11 protein-coding genes, 1 tRNA gene and 2 pseudogenes are annotated in these 19,402 nt (G+C 68.4%); 11 read left to right on the top strand and 3 right to left on the bottom strand.

The features are described from left to right. Positions 1–2 precede the first annotated feature (2 nt). From DMB38_RS15160 to DMB38_RS15135, 6 genes are all read left to right on the top strand, one after another. Complete coding sequence (locus tag DMB38_RS15160) at positions 3–1,280, top strand: mannonate dehydratase (protein WP_125935642.1); 1,278 nt, start codon at positions 3–5, stop codon at positions 1,278–1,280. Then, positions 1,277–3,196, top strand: coding sequence for a chaperonin GroEL (gene groEL, locus DMB38_RS15155; RefSeq protein WP_125935641.1), 1,920 nt, complete (start codon positions 1,277–1,279; stop codon positions 3,194–3,196). Before DMB38_RS15160 ends, groEL begins: the two co-directional genes overlap by 4 nt. Before the next feature lie 77 nt (positions 3,197–3,273). Continuing rightward, a complete protein-coding gene (locus DMB38_RS15150; protein WP_125935640.1) occupies positions 3,274–4,515 on the top strand; it encodes a DNA polymerase III subunit delta' in 1,242 nt (413 codons plus the stop codon). A gap of 102 nt (positions 4,516–4,617) precedes the next feature. Continuing rightward, entirely contained in the window at positions 4,618–6,216 is a 1,599-nt protein-coding gene (locus DMB38_RS15145) for an alpha/beta hydrolase (protein ID WP_125935639.1), read from the top strand. Positions 6,217–6,297: 81 nt separating this feature from the next. Then, positions 6,298–6,374 (top strand) — tRNA-Thr (locus tag DMB38_RS15140). A 750-nt stretch (positions 6,375–7,124) separates the two neighbouring features. Further along, the gene (locus DMB38_RS15135; RefSeq protein WP_164716010.1) at positions 7,125–7,715 is read left to right on the top strand and encodes a hypothetical protein; all 591 of its coding nucleotides are present in this window, start codon (positions 7,125–7,127) and stop codon (positions 7,713–7,715) included. Between the two features lie 68 nt (positions 7,716–7,783). On the opposite strand, the gene DMB38_RS15130 is transcribed toward DMB38_RS15135, so the two are convergent. Both DMB38_RS15130 and DMB38_RS15125 read right to left on the bottom strand, forming a co-directional pair. Next, complete coding sequence (locus DMB38_RS15130) at positions 7,784–9,268, bottom strand: 5'-methylthioadenosine/S-adenosylhomocysteine nucleosidase (RefSeq protein WP_125935637.1); 1,485 nt, start codon at positions 9,266–9,268, stop codon at positions 7,784–7,786. A 122-nt stretch (positions 9,269–9,390) separates the two neighbouring features. Then, positions 9,391–10,272 (bottom strand): annotated as a pseudogene (locus DMB38_RS15125) (site-specific integrase); the annotation flags it as partial. Between the two features lie 1,239 nt (positions 10,273–11,511). Here DMB38_RS15125 and DMB38_RS15110 point away from each other — a divergent pair. From DMB38_RS15110 to DMB38_RS15095, 4 genes are read left to right on the top strand one after another with little or no spacing between them, the layout of a single operon-like run. Beyond that, on the top strand, positions 11,512–12,987 hold the full coding sequence (locus tag DMB38_RS15110; protein ID WP_125935636.1) for an ATP-binding protein: 1,476 nt from the start codon (positions 11,512–11,514) through the stop codon (positions 12,985–12,987). A 47-nt stretch (positions 12,988–13,034) separates the two neighbouring features. Then, positions 13,035–15,824 carry a Z1 domain-containing protein gene (locus DMB38_RS15105; protein ID WP_125935635.1) on the top strand — a complete coding sequence of 930 codons (2,790 nt, stop codon included), beginning with the start codon at positions 13,035–13,037 and terminating at the stop codon, positions 15,822–15,824. Then, on the top strand, positions 15,821–16,828 hold the full coding sequence (locus DMB38_RS15100; RefSeq protein WP_125935634.1) for a PD-(D/E)XK motif protein: 1,008 nt from the start codon (positions 15,821–15,823) through the stop codon (positions 16,826–16,828). Before DMB38_RS15105 ends, DMB38_RS15100 begins: the two co-directional genes overlap by 4 nt. After that, the gene (locus DMB38_RS15095) at positions 16,821–18,839 is read left to right on the top strand and encodes an AIPR family protein (protein WP_125935633.1); all 2,019 of its coding nucleotides are present in this window, start codon (positions 16,821–16,823) and stop codon (positions 18,837–18,839) included. Before DMB38_RS15100 ends, DMB38_RS15095 begins: the two co-directional genes overlap by 8 nt. Before the next feature lie 31 nt (positions 18,840–18,870). Here DMB38_RS15095 and DMB38_RS15090 read toward each other — a convergent pair whose 3' ends face one another. Continuing rightward, positions 18,871–19,059 (bottom strand): AbrB/MazE/SpoVT family DNA-binding domain-containing protein, encoded by a 189-nt coding sequence (locus DMB38_RS15090; RefSeq protein ID WP_125935632.1) that lies wholly within the window; start codon positions 19,057–19,059, stop codon positions 18,871–18,873. A gap of 64 nt (positions 19,060–19,123) precedes the next feature. Here DMB38_RS15090 and DMB38_RS36885 point away from each other — a divergent pair. Then, positions 19,124–19,282: pseudogene (locus DMB38_RS36885) on the top strand (very short patch repair endonuclease); the annotation flags it as partial. Positions 19,283–19,402: the final 120 nt, after the last annotated feature.

Genomic DNA, 19,402 nt, shown 5'->3' with positions numbered 1-19,402 from the left:
GTATGGAATCCCCCGCGCACGACGGCAGTTCGCGCAGATCGTTCCTGAAACGCGGCTCCACCGCCGCCGCGGCCGCGGCGATCGGCGCCTCGGCGGGCGGCGCGGGCGCCGCGTTCGCCGCGCCCGGCCCGGGCGGCGGCGGCAGCGGCCCGGGCGGCGGCCCCGGCGGCAACGCCCCGTTCCCGCAGTTGAACTGGCCCGACGACGTCCGTGAAGGACCCGACACCCCCAAGCTCTGCCAGTGGATGTCCCGCAACCCCAGCGAGGCCACCGTGCGCCGCTGGCGGCAGGCCGGCATCACCGGCGCGCTCGTCACCGACGTGCCCCCCGTCCCCTGGGACGCCGCCGAACTGCGCGCCGACCGCGAGCGCGTCGAGGACATGGGCATGCACGTCACGGCGTACCTCATCAGCGCCCCGGACGCGGTGGTACGCGGCGAGGACGGCCGGGACCAGGCCATCGAGGACATGAAGACCTCGCTGCGGGCCGCGGGCGAGGCGGGCATCGGCGTCGTCGAATACAACTGGTACGTCCACCGGTTGAAGGAGGGCTACTACGAGGAGATCGACGAGACCGACCGCATCGGCGCCGGCTACACCGCCTTCGACCTCGACCACGAGGTGGACGGCGTCAAGGTCCGCGACCTCCCGCGCCCCGACGGCGTGCCCGCGTTCACCCGCGACGAACTCTGGGAGCACTACGAGCACTTCCTGCGCGAGGTCATGCCCGTCGCCGAGGAGGCGGGCGTGCGCATGGCCGTGCACCCCAACGACCCGCCCGCCGCGATCAGCCGGGGCAACCCGCAGATCATGGGCTCGGTCGCGGACTGGAAGCGGATGGTCGAGACCGTCGACAGCCCGTCGAACGGCATGACCGTGCACGCGGGCGTGACCGCGGAGGTCGGCTTCGACTCCGTCGACTTCCTCCGCTGGATGAGCCGGAAGGACCGGGTCAACCACATCCACTACCGCAACGTGCGCGTGGACGAGCCGCAGGTGAAGTACGCCGAGGTGTTCCCGGACAACGGCGAGACCGACATGTTCGGCTTCATGCGCCAGCTCGTCCGCGCCGGCTACCCGCGCGGCATCCTCGCCGAGCACCCGCGCGCGAACGACTTCGACCGGGAGAACGGTTCCGACCAGAGCAACCAGTACAAGGACGTGGGCGGCGGCGGCCACGGCATGGAGCTGTACGACACCGGCTACGCGCGGGCGATGATGCAGGCCGCGCTCATCATGGAGCGGGGCCGGTTCGGTAGCGGGGACGACGACGAGCAGTGAGCGGACTGCTCTTCGAGGACGCGGCGCGGGCCGCGCTGCGCCGCGGCGTCGCCGCGGTGGCGGACGCGGCCCGGGTCACGCTGGGGCCGCGGGGGCGGCTGGTGGTGCTCGGCGGTACGGGGCCGGGGTCGGCCGGCTCCCGTAGTGGCCGCTACGGGGCCGGCGCTTCCGGTTCCGGATCCCGGGCCGGTGCCGAGGGCGCCGGCTCCGGGTCCGGGTCCGGCCGCGGGGCCGGGGGCACGGGAGCCGGCGGCGGGGCCGGCGCCGCCTCCGGTCCCGTGGCCACCCGCGACGGCGCCACCGTCGCCGACGCCGTCCGGCTCTCCGACCCGTACGCGAACCTCGGCGCCTCCCTCGTCCGCCAGGCCGCCACCCGCACCCGCCGCGCCGCGGGCGACGGCACGACGACGACCATCGTGCTCACCCGGGCGCTCTTCGAGGCCGGGCTGCGGGCGGTGACCGCCGGGGCCGATCCCGTCGCCGTACGCCGCGGCCTCGACGCCGGCGCGGCGGCGGCCGCCGCGCACCTGACCGCCACCGCCCGCGCCGTCGACGGCGAACAGGACACCGCGCGGGTCGCCGCCGCGGCGGCCCGCGACCCCGGGCTGGGCGAACTGGTCGCCCGCGCCTTCGCCAAGGCCGGGCGGAACGCGGCGATCTCCGTGGAGGAGGCGCATGTGGCGGGCGTGGAGCTGGAGTTCACGGAGGGGCTGCGGCTGGACCGCGGCTTCCTCAGCCCGTTCATGATGACCCACCCCGAGCAGGGCACGGCGGTGCTGGAGGACCCGTACGTCCTGCTGCACCACGGGCGCGTCGCCGGGCCCGGCGACCTGCTGCCGGTCATGGAGCGGGTCGCGGCCACCGGCCGCCCGCTGCTGGTCGTCGCGGACTCCGTGCAGCAGGACGCGCTCGCGGCGCTGGTCGCCAACCGCCTGCGCGGCACGCTCCTCTCCGCCGCCGTCCCCGCGCCCGCGCTGGGCGCGCGGCGGCTGGCTCACCTGGAGGACCTGGCGGCGCTCACGGGGGCGGAGGTCGTGCTGCCGGAGAAGGGGATGCTGCTTCGCGACACGGACCTGTCGTCGCTGGGGCGGGCCGAGCGGGTCGTCGTGACGAGGCGGACGACCACGGTGTCACGGGGCGCGGGTGCCGCGGAGGCGGTGGCGCGGCGCGTGGCACACCTGGAGTACGCGCTGGCCGAGGCGGCGTCCGACTTCGACCGGGAGGTGCTGGAACTGCGGCTGGCCCGGCTGACGGGCGGGGTGGCGGTGCTGCGCGTCGGCGGCGCCACTGACCCGGAGCGGGCGGAGCGCCGGGAGCGGGTCGCGGGGGCGGTGGCGGCGGTACGGGCGGCGCTCGCCGACGGCGTCACGCCGGGCGGCGGCACGGGGCTGGCGGGAGCGCGGGAGGCGGTGGACGCGCTGCTGGACGGTACGGGGCCGGGGAGCGCGGCCCGTACGGAGCCCGCGCGAACCCCGCCCGGCGGGAGCGACGCCCGCGCCCTCTCCGCCGACGAGCGGGCGGGGGCCCTGGCCGTACGGGCCGCCCTCACCGCTCCGCTGCGGCAGCTCGCCGACAACGCCGGCGCGGACGGCGCCCGGGTCGTCGCCGAGACGGCCGCGCTCCCGCCGGGCCACGGCTGGAACGCGGACACCGGCACGTACGGCGATCTGCCGGCGGCCGGCGTCCTCGACCCGGTCCGCGTGCCCCGTACCGCGCTGGAGAACGCCGCCTCCGTGGCGGGGCTGATGCTCACCGCGGGCGCCCTGGTGGTCGACCGGGCGCCGCGCGACCCGGACGCGATCAGCTGGCGCCGCCGGGGCCACGGCCACCACCACGGCACGGGCCACGGCACGGGCCACGGCGACGGCAAGGGCCACGGCCACGGCCACGGCCACCAGCACGGGCACCACCACTGAGGGACGGGGGAGCGACCGGCGGCCGGCTGTCAGTGGCGTGCAGCACAATGGTCGGCGGACGACGGAGGGACGGTGCCATGGCGGTGTGGGACGAGCTGGTCGGGCAGCAGCGGGTCGGCGAGCAGTTGGCCGCCGCCGCCCGCGCCGCCGACGCCCGGGTCACGGCGGAAGCCGGCACCGCCGCCCCCGGCGGCCACCCGGCGGCGCCCGCCGAGCCCCACTCCACCTCCGCGATGACGCACGCCTGGCTCTTCACGGGACCGCCGGGCGCCGGCCGGGCGACGGCGGCCCGCGCGTTCGCCGCCGCCCTCCAGTGCGTCAGCCCCGACCGCGTGTCCGCCGGCCCCGGGTGCGGTTTCTGCGACGGCTGCCACACCGCCCTCGTCGGCACCCACGCGGACGTCACCGTCGTCGCCACCGACCTCCTCACCATCGGCGTCAAGGAGACCCGGGAGCTGGTCCGCCGCGCCCAGCTCGCCCCCTCCGGCGGCCGCTGGCAGGTCATCGTCGTCGAGGACGCCGACCGCCTCACGGAGGGCGCGGGCAACGTCCTGCTGAAGGCCATCGAGGAGCCCGCCCCGCGCACGGTGTGGCTGCTCTGCGCCCCGTCGCTGGAGGACGTGCTGCCCACGATCCGCTCCCGCTGCCGCCACCTCTCCCTCAGCACCCCCGCGGTTGCGGCGGTCGCCGCCGTCCTCGTCCAGCGCGACGGCATCACCCCCGCGGTCGCCGAGTCCGCCGCCCGCGCCGCCGGCGGCCACCTCGACCGGGCCCGCAGGCTGGCCACCGACGACCGCGCCCGCGAACGCCGGGCGGCGGTGCTGCGGATACCGCTGCGCGTCGACGACATCGGCGGCTGCCTGCGCGCGGCGCAGGAGCTGGTCGAGGTCGCGGCGGACGCGGCGAAGGAGCGGGCGGAGGAGCTCGACGAGCAGGAGACGGAGGAGATGCGCACGGCGCTCGGCGCGCAGCCCGGCGGCCGGATGCCGCGCGGTACGGCGGGCGTGATGAAGGACCTCCAGGAGCGCCAGAAGCGCCGGGCGACGCGCAGCCAGCGCGACAGCCTCGACCTGGCCCTCACCGACCTCGCGGGTTTCTACCGGGACGTGCTCGCGCTCCAGCTCGGCGCGGTGGCCGACGCCTCGCTGCTGCCGTGCGCGGACGTGGGGGACGGGCTGCGGCGGATCGCGGAGGAGAGCAGCGCGGAGATCACGCTGCGGCGGATCGACGCGATCATGGAGTGCCGGGACGCGCTGGAGCGGAACGTGGCGCCGCTGCTGGCTTTGGAGGCGATGACGGTGACGCTGCGCAAGCCGTAGAGAACGCGAAGCGGCGCCCGGCCCCCTCCCGCCCCCGCGTCACTCGTACGGGGAGAGGGTGACCGGGTGGAGGCCCCACCTCCAGCGGTTACGCTCAGGCGCATGGAATTCCGCAGCCTGTTCCGTACGGCCGCACCCGTCGCCGCGCTGCTGGTGCTGATCACCGCCGCCGGGTGTGACTCCGCCGGATCCGACGACGGCGGCACGGAGACCGGCGGCAGCGGGGCCGACGCCGCCCGCGCCGGCAGCGTCAGCAAGGTGCTCCAGCCGCTCCCGGCGAAGATCCCCGCGGACCTGAGGCCGTACTACGAGCAGAAGCTGCGCTGGACCGAGTGCGACGACGCCCCCGGCTTCGACTGCACGACGCTGCGCGTACCGATGGACTACGCCGAGCCGGACGGCGGGGACCTGAAGCTGGCGGTGGCCCGCAAGGAGGCCGAAGACCCCGGCGAGCGCCTGGGCTCGCTGCACGTGAACCCGGGCGGCCCGGGCGCCTCGGCGATCGAGTTCATGGAGAACTTCGCGGGCATCGGATATCCGGCCGACGTCCGGGCCCGGTACGACATCGTGGCGATGGACCCGCGCGGCGTGGGCAGCAGCCAGCCGGTGAAGTGCCTGACGGACAAGGAGTTCGAGGCGCACACCCAGGTCGACCAGACGCCCGACGACGAGGGCGAGGTCGAGGCGCTGACCGCGTCCTTCGACCGCTTCGCCCAGGGCTGCGCGAAGCGCGCGGGTGACCTGCTGGGCCATGTCTCGACGGAGGAGGCGGCCCGGGACATGGACGTGTTCCGCGGCGTCCTCGGCGACAAGAAGCTCACGTACGTCGGCGCCTCGTACGGCACGATGCTCGGCGCCACCTACGCGGGCCTCTTCCCGCAGCGCGCCGGCCGCCTGGTCCTCGACGGCGCGATGGACCCGTCCCTCACCTCCCGGCAACTGAACCTCGACCAGAACGCCGGCTTCACCACCGCCTTCGACTCCTTCGCCGAGGACTGCGTCCAGCGCTCCGACTGCCCGCTGGGTACGGGCAGCGCCGAGGAGGCGGGCGCGCAGCTCCGCGACTTCCTGGACCGCCTCGACGCGAAGCCGGTGCCGACCGGCGAGCAGCGGAAGCTGGGCGAGCCGCTGGCGACGATGGGCGTGCTGATGGCGATGTACCAGGAGGACTTCTGGCCGCAGCTCCGCGACTCCCTGACGGACGCGATGGAGCGCAAGGACGGCAGCGGGCTGCTGGCGCTGGCGGACATGTACTTCGAACGCGAGCCGGACGGCTCGTACGGCAGCATGATGTACGGCTTCGCCGCCGTGAACTGCATCGACCAGCCGCCCCCCTTCGAGACCCCGGCGGACGTCGAGAAGCTGGTCCCGGACTTCGAGGCGGACTCCCCGGTCTTCGGCCGCGACTTCGCCTGGGCCGCCCTGAACTGCGCCGACTGGCCCGTCACCGCCACCGGCGAAGCCAACCGCATCGAGGCCGCCGGCACCGACCCGATCCTGGTCGTCGGCACCACCCGCGACCCGGCGACCCCGTACGTCTGGGCGGAGAGCCTGGCGGCCCAGCTCGAGGAGGGCGTGCTGCTGACGTACGAGGGCGACGGCCACACGGCGTACGCCCGGGGCAACGGCTGCATCGACGACGCGGTCGGCACCTACCTCCTGGAAGGCACCCCACCCCAGGACGGCAAGCGCTGCCGCTAGCCCACTCCCCAAACCGCGTGCGGAGGACCCCGGGGAACTGTGTAAACTTGTCGCCGTTGCCAGGGCCCCGGCCCGCAACCTGCCGCCTTAGCTCAGTCGGCCAGAGCGACGCACTCGTAATGCGTAGGTCAAGGGTTCGATTCCCTTAGGCGGCTCCACCAAAGGCCAGGTCACACACCCCGTGACCTGGCCTTTTGCATGTAGCAGGGCATGGCGTGCGACACGGCCGATGCAGCACGAGCCCGCTTGCGTGAGCGATGCGTGAGCGCGACGACTACGTCTTGGCGTCTTCAGGTGGTCTTCTTCATCGCCTGGCTTCGGCGGCGCCCCGGCGGGTCTCGGGCAGGACGCTCTGGTGGAGAGGGTGCCGCTGCGCCCGACGGTGTCGCAGAAGACTTTCATGTCGACGCCGGGGGCGAGGATCACAGTGGGTGCCTGCGGCTTAGGTCGTACAGCTGGCCTGGCGGAAGGCCGGAAGCGGCGATAGTCGTTCGCGCTGCTCGGTTACCTGCCGGGTGTACCAGGAGCCGTTCCCGCAGCGAAGATCATGCCGTTCTGCCTGGCCGGCGCTCCACTCCGCGCGGGCCGCTTTGAGGTGCGTGCGATGTTGCTTCGGGACGCTGACGACGCCGTCAGTGCGCGGGTAGCGCGAGGTGATTCTCGGCGACCATGGCCATCCCGAGCTTGGCAGGAGCCCCACAGTAACGCCGTGGGCGGGACGCTCAAGTTGATGCCAAGCGGCACATTCTCGGTCCGTGTCCGAAGACGACTCTGTGGGGCGATTGCGAGGCAGCGGGCACGGGGACTAGTTCGAGCAACTGCAGGGGTGGATTGGTACCGACCGAGGGGAAACGATGTTGGTGCGGGACATAGCCGTGTCTCTGGTAGCGAGTGCCCTATTCGTTGCTGTGGCCTGGGCGTTGTCAAAGACTGCCCGGCGTGTGCTGCGAAGTGGGGCGGCGCACATCCTTCATTTGGATGTTGAGGAGATCTTCACTACCGGGCGTGACGCTGCGCAGGATCTTAGGAAGGAACTGGGTGCTGCTCGTGAGGTCGTGATCTGGACCAGCCGTGGCATGGATCTTCAGCGGGAACCATTCGGGGATTTGCTGCGTCGTTGTGAATCGGGTCAATGCCGTTGCCGGATTCTGCTTCCGCAGATGGATGTGCCTGCAGGTCGTACGGATTGGCTAAACGACCGGGAGCAGGAACTCCGAGCGTTCGACTCGGCATTTGGAACTGGGTTACTGCGTCGTCAAGTTGCAGCAACCTATGATTATCTTTCGCCTTACGTGACTAATGGTCATCTAGAGGTACGCGGCTACAATTTCCCACACGTGGGTCGCATCGTCCTCACGGAGCGAGTCGTATATCTGACTCCGTACCGCGCCGATCGGCATGGTTGGGATACGCCGGTCATCAAGTATCGGAGAGGGGAGCAGTACAGTCTATTTGCCAGACTTCTGACCAAGCTTTGGAATGAAGGTGAAGCGCCGTGATCATCCGTGGCTCATCATAGTGACGCATGTTCAATTCTCCGGCCGGCGAGGTACCTAGCAAGGGGGCGTTATGTGCAAACTTCCCGGAAAGCATGCACGAGTCGAAGCGATAGTTCCTCGGCGACGGACTCCAACGAGTTTACGATTTCGGAGGCAGTGATGAGTTCCTCTGCGCCGACCCTCGCGGGCTTGGTCATCCTGCACGGATGACTAACGTTCGGGTTGACCTGATCTAGTCGGCCTTCTTCGATGAGGTTGCTTTGGCTGATCCCCACCGCAGGCGCGAAGCTCTCGACGGCTGGCAGGTCGAGCGAGCAAAGCAAGCCCAGTAAGTAAGTCAAACGCTGCCGTATGTTGCCAACGTCGATGATTGCCGAGATGCCAGGCTTCGGCAGGAGTTCCCAGGTTGTACGTTGCCCGGACCGAAGAACGGCTAAAGCCCTATTCCGCCCACGTGGGTCATTTATTCCCACGACGGTATGCTCGGATGTCGAATCAACGTCTACCTGCTCGGTGGCCAAGAAGAGGCGTTGTGCACGCCCTAAGGTGAGCAATTCATCCCTCAGTCGATGTAGGCGCCGGACATCCAAACGTCCCATCGGCCCAACAGGGACGAGATGAACTTCAAGGGTGGGTGGCTCAATAGACCACCAATCCTGCTGGATATCGGAACGCCACTTCACCGTGGCCGGGGAATCCAGGGCTCTCCAGACGGGATCGGTGATCGGAACGACTGATGGTTGCTTAACCTCCACCGGCTCATCGAGGAAACCGTCGGCGCAGGTCTGCGTAGGCGCGGGAAGTGCTCGGATCATCGCGATAGTGAAGGCAGCTGCGTGCCGTGCCCCTACCTCCTGCCAACCATCCGCATCGGAGCTCTGTTTACTGCCGTCGGCGGCGTCGCTGATGCCGCGAATGACAAGAAAAGGTAAGGCACCAGCCAGATGGGCAGCACCAGCAGCGCCAGCACCCTCCATCTCGATTGCAGCGGATCCGTTGTAATGCTCTTCGAGATACTGTCGTAGGTCGGACTGCGCAGAATCCAGCACGACTTCGCCAGCCAGAACCGGCTTCAGGTGGACTTGCGGAGTACGTCCCGAGCTCAATTGTGGAAGCTGGTTGTGCCAGATTCCATCGCGATTGACGTAACGTGCGATCTGCTGCAAGGCGTGCGAAGTCTCCCAGGTTTGAGGTCTTGCTTTGAATTGGTCGCCGTCTTGCTTGCCTCCATGATAGGCAGCAAGGCGCGTGGATACCACGACATCACCCAGTTCGATATCATGTTTCATCCTGCCGGCGACGCCAGTGAACAGGACCACAGCTGGTCTGAATGCGTTGATCGCACGCTCAGTAATTACAGCTGCATTTGCATTTCCTTCGCCGGTCTCGGCGAGGTACACGTGCCAGGGGGTGCCAGGAAGCCGACCGCACTCGAAGATCGTCCCAGCGGGATGATTGATGCGCTCCAAATCCGATAGGTGGGCACTTACAGCCATGTACTCCACCGGTAGTGCAGTTAACACGACTAGAGTGTTGTCTTCGCGCTTCGTCACACGATGACTCTAGGGCACCTGTCGAAGCAGTGCCACGCCTTCGGGATGGGCGGGCCGGGGTCCTGGATTGTGTACGAGGGGAAGATCAGTGCGGAGCGATGAATGAGCGGAACGTCGGCGTACTACGTCCCAGACTTCTTCCGCTTGGCCTTCTTCTTGATCTTGCCGGACTTCGTGCCCTTCGCCTTCTTGCCGGCCTTGCGAGCAGCCTTCTTCTCCTCAGCCCTCCGCTGGAGCGGGACCAGCTTGGCGGTGGCCTCGGCGGCGCCTCGGCCGACCTCGGGGAGGACGCTCTGGTAGATGTCCCGCGTGATCCGGGTGTCGCTGCGCCCGAGGGTGTCGGAGACGATCTTCACGTCCACGCCGGCGGCGAGCATGAGCGTGGCCGCGCCGTGGCGCAGGTCGTGCAGCCGGACCGGCGGGAGGCCGGAGGCGGCGACGAGCCGTTCGAAGAGGTCGGTCACCTTGCCGGGATGCAGCCAGGAACCGTCCTCCTGGGTGAAGACCATGCCGGTCTCGACCCAGGCCGTACCCCATTCCTCGCGTGCCGCTTCCTGACGTTCGCGGTGCCGCTTGAGGACGTTGACCGTGTCGTCGTCGAGCGCGACCACGCGGTGCCCGCTGTCGGTCTTGGGCTCGGACGTCTCCACGTCCCAGCCGTCCTGCACGAGCTGCGCGGACACGGTCAGGGAGTGGGCGTCCAGGCTGGTCTCCGACCACGGCTGCCCGCACGCCTCCCCGCGCCGCAGGCCCCGGAAGGCGATCAGGTGCCACATCGCGTACAGCCGGTCTTCGGCTACAAAGTCGAGGAACGCTCCGGTCTGCTTCGGGGTCCAGACCATCACGGGCGACGGCTTGTCACCCGTCTCGCGCCACCCGGTCACCCGCTCCTTGGTCCATACCAGGGCCTTCGGCTTGCGCACGGGGTCGAGTTCGACGTGGGCGGCCGGGTTGAAGGTGATGATCTGCTGGCCGATGGCGTCGTTGAGTGACGCTCGCAGCGTGTCGTTCACCAACGCGCACGGCGTGCGCTGGCACCGTGACGAGCACGGACGGCTCCGACACCCGATGTAGCTTTGCCGGAAGCCGGAAGCCGGAAGCCGGAAGCCGGAAGCCGGAAGCCGGAAGCCGGAAGCCGGAAGCCGGAAGCCGGAAGCCGGAAGCCGGAAGCCGGAAGCCGGAAGCCGGAAGCCGGAAGCCGGAGCCGCTGCTGCAGTCAGCATGGGTTGCTCTACTGTCGTCGGGGGAAGGCGTCGCCGACCGGCCAGTGCTCAGGCAGGCCGAGGGCGGTGTTGATGGGGTTGGCCGGTGGCTGGTGTTCGACCTGGACATCGACCAGTTGTGCAGTTGCCCACGTAGGGAGGACAGGAGCTGGGAGCGAGCCGGCGGCGGGGCTTTGCCAAAGGACGGGGGTGTTCTTTGTCCAGGTCCAAGGCGCTGGGATGTCGACGATGAGCACGCCGCTGACGCGGTTGTGGGGGTGCTCGCAGGTGCCAGTCCAGTAGCCGCCGGGCTGTCGACCTGAGGCCGGTGTGGCGCCGTGGGCGTACTCGACCGAGGTCCCGTACAACGCGCGCTCGACATCTTCGTCTGCGGGGAACGGGTCGCGTTGCCGACCGCCACGATGAACGGCAGCGCCAGGTCGCCGTACTTCCCGCCCTTCCTTTTGACTGCGTCGAACACCTGGTTCGACTCGCCGAAGAACCAGGCCATCGGGGGGTGCATGCCGATGGTCCTGCTCGATGGATCACCTCGCTTGCCGCGGCTACGGGGAATCGCCTCGAACGATAGACACCAGCCGGCCTCCTGCCAGGTGTGCTTGGGCAGTGGCACCTTTCGCTCGTACTCGGCAAGGACTTGATCGGGGTCCAAGCTGGCGAGCCACCGCTCCAATCTGGTCTTCAGCCGCTTCTGCGGCGGCGTTGCCGATCCGACCCGGTCAACCTTGTACGACACAAAGAAGTTGGGGCTGGGCACGGCATCGATGGCGTCGACCAGTTGAGACGGGAGCGGGTTAGACACGGTGTTGCCCAGGCGCAGGGGCGTCCAGATCGCCTCTACGACGAAAGACGAGACCCGTTCGGTAGGATGCTCCGAACGGGGGGATTTCGGCTGGCGTGGGACGAGTTGCAGCACACTCACCACGCGAAGCCCGAGAAGTCCTGCCGCAAGCCGCTCCCTGGAGCACACAGGCGAACCGACCGCACAGGACTGACCGGATACACCGGGTACGGAGCGTGAAGATGGACTTCGACGTCGCCGCTCCCGACCCTGCTGGCATGGTGGCGTCGCTCAGTTCGCTCGGTTACTCGCTTCCCGCCGCCGTCGCAGACCTTGTGGACAACAGTGTCTCGGCTGAGGCCCGGAACATCGACGTCGACTTCACATGGGACGGACAGAGCTCCTGGATCGCTGTGACGGACGACGGCAGGGGGATGACGGAGCCCGAGCTTGTGACCGCCATGACGGTGGCGGCCCGCGGTCCGTCAGCCGAGCGGAGTGCCACGGATCTCGGCCGTTTCGGTGTGGGGCTGAAGTCGGCCTCGTTCTCCCAGTGCCGCAAGCTCACCGTCGCCACGGTCAGGGACGGAAGTTGGCACGTCCGGACGTGGGACCTTGGCGTCGTGGAGCACTACAAGGAGTGGCGGCTCCTCCGTGACCCCGGCGATACGACCACCACCCTGCTGCGTCGGATCGCGGGAAGCATGCAGCACGGGACCGTCGTCCTGTGGGAGCAGCTCTCCGGCTACCACAACACCGCCGTGACCAATGACGACGAAAAGACGCAGGCCCAGTTCTACGCGGAGGCGGAGCGTACCGAAGCCCACCTTGCGATGGTCTTCGCCCGTTTCCTGCAGCGTCCGGCCCGGTGCCGGATCCGGGTACGTGGCTCCGACCTCTCCCCGTGGGACCCGTTTCTGTCCAAGCACCCGTCGGTCCAGCGGATCCCCTGGGAGCCTCTACCGCTGGGATCGGAGTCGGTGCGCGTGGAGCCCTTCGTCCTCCCGACGGCACAGCGGCTCTCGGAAGCCGAATACGAGTCGGCTGCCGGGCAGAAGGGATGGCTGGGGCAGCAGGGGTTCTATGTCTACCGCCGTGACCGCCTGATCCTGGCCGGTGACTGGCTCGGGATCCGCGGCCTCCGACGCGAGGAGAAGTACAACCTCGCGCGGATCGCTGTGGACATCCCTGCGGAGGCCGACACCGCCTGGGGCGTGGACGTGCGCAAAGCGAGCGTCGTTCCACCCGTCTCCTTGCGGCGTCACCTGGAGAGGATCGCCAGGTACACGCGCGAGGCGGCCTCCCGCTCCGCACGACAGCGTGGTCAAGTCGTGTCGCGGGCGCACGGTGACCCCCTGAAGTTCGCCTGGAACGTGAAACGCAACGACGGCCGGATCGTTCTGCGTATCAACAGAAAACATCCCTTGGTAAAAGCAGCGATGGACGACCAGGGCGGCAACCCGGACGTCGTCCGCTCGATGATCCGCCTCCTTGAGGAGACGGTCCCGGTCACGGCGCTCCGCATGCTCCACGAGACAGACACGGTCGACGACCCCGAACCCTTCGGCGGTCCGGGGCCGGCCGCTCCGGAGACCGTCGACATCGCCCGCCAGGTGTACGAAGCACTCCTTGAACAGGGCCGCTCGCCTGAGGACGCCCGGGCAGTACTCAGCTCCATGTCCCCCTTCGACGAGCAACAAGGTTTCTGGAACTCCTGACACCTGGTAGTCCCCACGCCCAACCGACCCGGCCGCAGGAGGTCGCTGTGAGCACCACCCCCGAAGACAGTCTCGAGAAGGCCGAGCAGACCGCGGTGCTGCTCCTGCCCGGTGACCGCCAGGCAACGCCGGTCGAGGTGGACTTCGCCGTGAACACCGCGGTCAGCATCCTCGCTGCCCAAGGGATCACAGTGGAGCGTGACCAAGTGCGGAAAGTGCTCGAGGCCCGGGCCTCCGTGTTCCAGGCCGATTCCTCCGCGATGAAGGACGACGAGGGGCACGTACCTTGGCTCGCCGACGCGAAGGCCGACCGGAAGTGGGACTTCTGGGACCGCTACCGGCGCTACCTCCTGACCGTCTCCAAGCTCCCGACGCAGGTCGTACGCCGACTCGACCAGAGCACCGACGACGTCCTCGGCGAGCTGGAAGACCCTCAGCGGGAAGGCGTCTGGCGCCGGACCGGGCTCGTGATCGGACAGGTCCAGTCCGGCAAGACTGGGCAGTTCATCGGGCTCGCCGCGAAGGCAGCTGACGCCGGCTACCGGCTCATCGTGGTGTTCGCCGGGATCCACAACGACCTGCGGAGCCAGACGCAGCTCCGTATCGACGAGGGGCTCCTCGGGTTCGACACCCAGTACCAGTTCCGCTCGGACGACGACGCGCATCGTCATATCGGTGTTGGCGCGATGTCGCACGGCAAGCGTCTGAAGGCCGCGTCGCTCACCACCAGTCACGAGAAGGGGGACTTCGCCCGCAAGACGGCGGTCTCCGCGAACGTGCCGGTGGGCAGCGTTCCGGTGGTCCTCGTGGTCAAGAAGAACCGGCGGATCATCGACAACCTGCGGGACTGGGTGATCGACAACCACGGCGTGGAGGACCCGGAGACCGGCCGGATGGTCGTTCCCGACCTCCCCTTGTTCGTGATCGACGACGAAGCCGACAACGCCGGGGTGAACACCTCCAAGGACCCCGACACCAACCCGTCGGCGATCAACAAGGCCATCAGGCGGTTGGTCAACAGCTTCACGAAGGCGTCCTACGTCGGCTACACCGCGACCCCCTTCGCGAACATCTACATCAGCCCCGATACGGACCACGGCGAGCTGGGCCCCGACCTCTTTCCGGAGAGTTTCATCCGCACCCTGCGGGCGCCGTCCAACTACCTCGGTCCCGAGCGGGTCTTCGGACTGCAGACCGACGGCGACGAGGAGGACATCGAGCCGCTGCCGCTCATAAGGCACATCAAGGACACGGACCTCTGGGTGCCGGACAAGCACAAGTCCTACGACCAGGTTCCTGACTTCCTGCCGGAGTCGCTGCAACGAGCCATTCGGTCCTTCGTCCTGACCTGCGCGGCACGTCGAGCACGGGGGCAGGTCGCCGTGCACAACTCCATGCTGGTGCACGTGACCCGCTTCACCGCCGTACAGCAGCAGGTCCGCGACCAGATCGACGCCCATGTGCGTCTGCTTTTCGACGTTCAACAGGACCGGTTCAGCAGTGCACGGCAAGAACTCGAGGAAGAGCTGCGGGAGCTCTGGGATGAGGACTTCGTCCCCTGCACCGAGGACATGACCGGGGGCAGGCTCGACTGGGAGGACGTCGAACCGCATCTCCACGCAGCCCTTGCGAAGATCACCGTCATGGCTGTCAACGGTGCCGCGAAGGACGCTCTCCAGTATTACGAGCGCCGGGAGACCGGCCTGTCGGTCATCGCCGTGGGCGGCGAGAAACTCTCCCGCGGTCTGACCCTCGAAGGGCTGTCGGTCAGCTACTACCTGCGTGCCTCCAAGACGTACGACACCCTGCTGCAGATGGGTCGCTGGTTCGGCTACCGCCCCCACTACGAGGACCTGTGCCGGCTATACACGACTCGTACGCTGCAGCGCCAGTACGCGGAGATCACCGCGGCCACCGACGAACTCCGGCGCGACGTCGAGGAGATGTCCGCGGTGGGACTCACTCCACGCGAGTACGGTCTCAAGGTCAGGACCTCGTCGCTCGGCCTCGGCATCACGGCCTCCAACAAGATGAGGCAGGGCACACGTGTCCGCCTCAGTTACTCCGGTGAGCTTCCCGAGACGACCATCTTTGACCTTTCCGAGAAGGTGGTCCGCCACAACCACGATCTGCTCGACACGTTCGTCGCGCGGCTCGATGCGCTCTCTGCCGGGAAGGTAGACGAGCGGAGCGGGAGCATTACCTGGAGTGGCGTCGCAGCCTCGGACGTCACCGAGGGTTTCCTCGACTCCTACCTCACCGACCGGCAGGCCCAACGGGTGCGGCCGGCCTTCATCGCGGAGTACGTACGCCAGTGTGCCAGGCAGGGTGAGTTGGGCAACTGGACGATCCGCCTGGCCAGCCGACTGACCGAGGGAGCGGCGGCCGAGATCGCAGGCCATTCCGTCGGCCTCATCACGCGCAGCCACTCCAAGTCCTCGGACGTTGTTCCCGGCCGCTACACGATCAAGCGCGTACTCAGCCCCGCCGACGAACTCTGCGACCTGACCGACGAGCAGAAGGAGCGCGCGCTGAAGGACACTAAGGAGGCCGCGAGGGGCAAGCTCAACAGGAAGGGCGAGCCCCTCGCCCCCGACACTCCCCGCGGTCGGCCCCTGCGTAACCAGCGCCGCTCTGACCAGCCGTTGCTTCTGCTGTATCCCCTCAGCCCTGCCGAGGTGGCCAATTCGTCGGGGAACCCCGAGCCGGTCGCCCCTCTGGTCGGGTTCGCCATCAGCTTTCCGTTCTCCAGCCACCAGTTGAAGACCGAGTACGTGGTGAACGACATCTGGTTCAAGCAGGACATGGAGTTCGACGACTTCGAGGACGAAGAGTGATCGACGAGAGTGTGTGGCAGGAGCTGGAGGCCCACCAGCAGACTCCGGGCAGGTCCACCCGGCGGCTCCACCCCGACTCCCTGCACGACATCCAGGTGTCGGTGACGCACCCTGCCCTCCGGCGGATGCTGCTGCTCGGCACCGACGCTAGGACCGCCGACACCGTCCGTCAGGAGATCCACGAACTGCCGGCCACCCGTGGCCTGCAGCTGAACCTGTCGTCGGTGTCCGGCAACCACTACGAGCTCCAGGTGGTGCTCACCGACGACGAACTCACCGAGGTCTTCACCCCGCTCGTCACCGACATCGCAGAAGTGGTTCGGGACGCACCGACAACCGAGACGGCGGCGGAGGCCGCGGTTCGCCGCTACGTCCGGTGGCAGCAGCTGCTGCGCTCCGTATCGCGCGACGGCCTGTCCCGACAGGCCCGGTGCGGTCTCTTCGGCGAACTCCACTTCCTCCTTGAGTACGTACTTCCGGCTGTGGACCAGCACACGGCCGTCAGCTCCTGGACGGGCCCTCGGCAGACGAACCAGGACTTCCAGCTGCCCGGCGCCGCGGTCGAGGTGAAGACGACCACAGCCCGCTCTCCCCGGACGGTCCAGATCGCGAGTGAGCGGCAGCTGGACACGGCCGACTCGACGCTCCTCGCACTGGCTCAGGTCGTCCTCGACGACCGGCAAAGTGGGCTCGGCAGGAGTCTGAACGCCTTGGTGGACGAGATACGGGCCCGTCTGACCTCACCGTCCGCTGCCCAGCGCTTCGAGAGTCTGCTGGTCCAAGCCGGCTATCTGCCGAATCAGCGGGACCTCTACGACCACGATCGTTACACCCTGCGTCGCAGCGAGTTCTGGACGGTCGGGGAGGGTTTCCCCCGCATCATCGAGGCCGAACTGCCGCCTGGGGTGGGCAACTGCACCTACACCATCGATGTGTCGGCACTGACCGCCCACAGCGTGACCGCCGAGACACTCGTCGACCTGATCCGAGGAACCCATGGCTGAGCACGACCTCCACGACTACTCACGCGCGCTGGTGACCGACATCCAGGCGCTGGCGGACGCCGAGGGCGGCTCGATCCCGAATACGTTCACCCAACACGTACTCGAGATCCTCGAGGAGGCCGGGGTGGTCACCGACGCTGCGCTCGCCTACCACTCCTCCCGGGGGCTGGAGATCTACGGCTACGGTCTGCCCGAGGACGGGTCCAGCCTCGATCTCTACACCACCGACTTCAACCTGACCCCGATGAGCAGCAAGCTGACCAAGGCCGAGTCCGACAGGCTCTTCCGCAGGCTGTTCGCGTTCGTGGGCAAGCACGCGGCCATCCGCCCCAACCAGGAGGACAACACCGACGTGCACGACATGTGCGTCGGTGTGGAGAAGGCACTGTCGAACGTTCCGAAGATCCGCCTCTTTCTCCTGAGCAACCGGGTCAGCACGACGAGTGCCCCGGGACCCGGGGAGTTTGAGGGGATCCCTGTCACACACGAGCTCTGGGACCTTGCGCGGCTCCACAGGCACGAGACCTCCGGGAGCATCGGCGAGCCCATCAAGGTGACCTTCGAGCGTCCTCTTCCGTGCCTGGCGGCGCACAGCGACGAGCCGAACTACTCGGTCGTCCTAGCCGTCATCCCCGGCCGGCAGCTTGCCGAACTGTACAAGGAGCACCGGACCCGGCTGCTCGAACTCAACGTCCGGTCCTTCCTCCAGACCCGTGGTGGCGTGAACAAGGGCATCCGCGAAACCCTGCTGAAGGATCCGGGCCGCTTCCTCGCCTACAACAACGGCGTGACCGCCACCGCCTCGGACGTGGACTTCGAGACCGACGAGCACGGCAGTCCCGTCGCCATCAGGAGCATGACCGGCCTCCAGATCGTCAACGGCGGCCAGACCACCGCCTCGCTGCACCACGTCCTGACTCATGACAAGCGGGACCTGGACGGGGTCCACGTGCAGATGAAACTCACGATCGTCGATCCCGCGTACCTGTCCGAGATCGTTCCGAGGATCTCCCAGTACTCCAACACCCAGAACAAGGTGACGTTGGTCGACTTCAGCTCGAACCACGAGTTCCACGTCGCCTTCGAGCGTGTCTCCCGCAGCCTGTGGGCTCCTGCGACCGACGGCAGCGGTCAGGAGACGCGATGGTTCTACGAGCGGGCGCGGGGACAGTACACCGACAAGTCCGCCGAGCACGAGACCCGCGCCGCCCAGCGCAAGTTCAAGCTGATCACGCCGAGCCGGCAGAGATTCAGCAAGTCCGACCTGGCCACCTTCGTGCACTCCTGGGAGCAGCTCCCGTACTGGGTGAGTCGCGGTGCCCAGAAGAACTTCGCCCACTTCATGGAGCGGATCGAGAAGTCTGATCCCGTCGTGGACGTGCAGTACTGCAAGCGCGCCATAGCCACCGCCGTCCTCTTCCAGGCTGCCGACCGGATCGCCCGTGCGCACTCTGCCGGCAGCCACAAACGACTGATCACGACCTACACGGTCGCCCGGCTCTCGCTCGCCGCCGAGAAGCGGATCGACCTCGACAGGATCTGGAACGAGCAGGGCACCACGGACGCCTTGGAGCACGCCCTCGACGAGCTCTGTCCCTTGATCATGGAGACGGTGATCTCCGGCGACCGGCACGTGTCGGAGTGGGCGAAGAAGCCCGACTGCTGGGACGAGGTTTCCCGCATCCCGTGGACGCTCCCCGATGCGCTGACCGCCGAACTCACGGCCGAGCCCTTCGAGATCGCCTCCCCCGAGAGCACCGAGTCCGACGAGGCCGAAGCCGCCGTCGAGGACATCCCCAGCGAGGAGTGGCAGGCTCTCGCGGACTGGGCCCGCGAAGGCCGGCTCCTGCGCGCCGTGGACAGGCAGCTCGCCGACCGTGTCGCGCAGCGGCTCTCCCAGGAGCGACGGGTGACCGGGGCCCAGGCCAGGCAGGCGATGGAGGTCTATGAAGAGGCCCTGCGGCATGGATTCCACCCCGTGTCCGTCGGCCTCGACGACGAGACCGCGTGAGGGCGGCAGTCCCGGGCGGTCGGGGCTGCCGCTACAGGGTTCCCTCCCGCAACAGGTCGTTGATCGCGTCGTCTGCACGCCTCAGCACGATGCGCCCGTCCCCGTCGCTGAACACGAGCAGCCTGGTACCCGGGCTGATGCCTGCTTCGGCGAGGATCCCGAGCGGGATCTCCACACGGCCAGCCTCGTCGACGTCGAGTTCTGCGGGTTCTCGGATCACCTAGGTCAGTCTGCCACCCGGAGCACGCCCACGGCATGACCGCCCAAGGTGGAAGCATGGCCTCGTGAGCACACACGAAGGATGGGTGAGCACCCCTTGGAGCGCACAGCTCCGAGGCCGCCGCGTCCGGGACACCGAACCGGAAAAGACCCTCAGGAGCGCCGTCCACGCCCTCGGGCTGCGCTTTCGGCTGCACCGTAAGGTCGCTCCCCGCTGCACGGCGGACTTCGTTCTGCCCCGGTACTCCCTCGCGGTCTTCGTCGACGGTTGCTTCTGGCACGGCTGCCCATCCCACGGCACGCGGCATTTCCGAGGGCCGAACGCCTCGCGCTCGGAAGCCAAG

Origin of the sequence: Streptomyces sp. WAC 06738, from assembly GCF_003945505.1 — a bacterium.
Lineage (GTDB): Bacteria > Actinomycetota > Actinomycetes > Streptomycetales > Streptomycetaceae > Streptomyces.
This window is presented reverse-complemented; position numbering and strand designations above follow the sequence as displayed.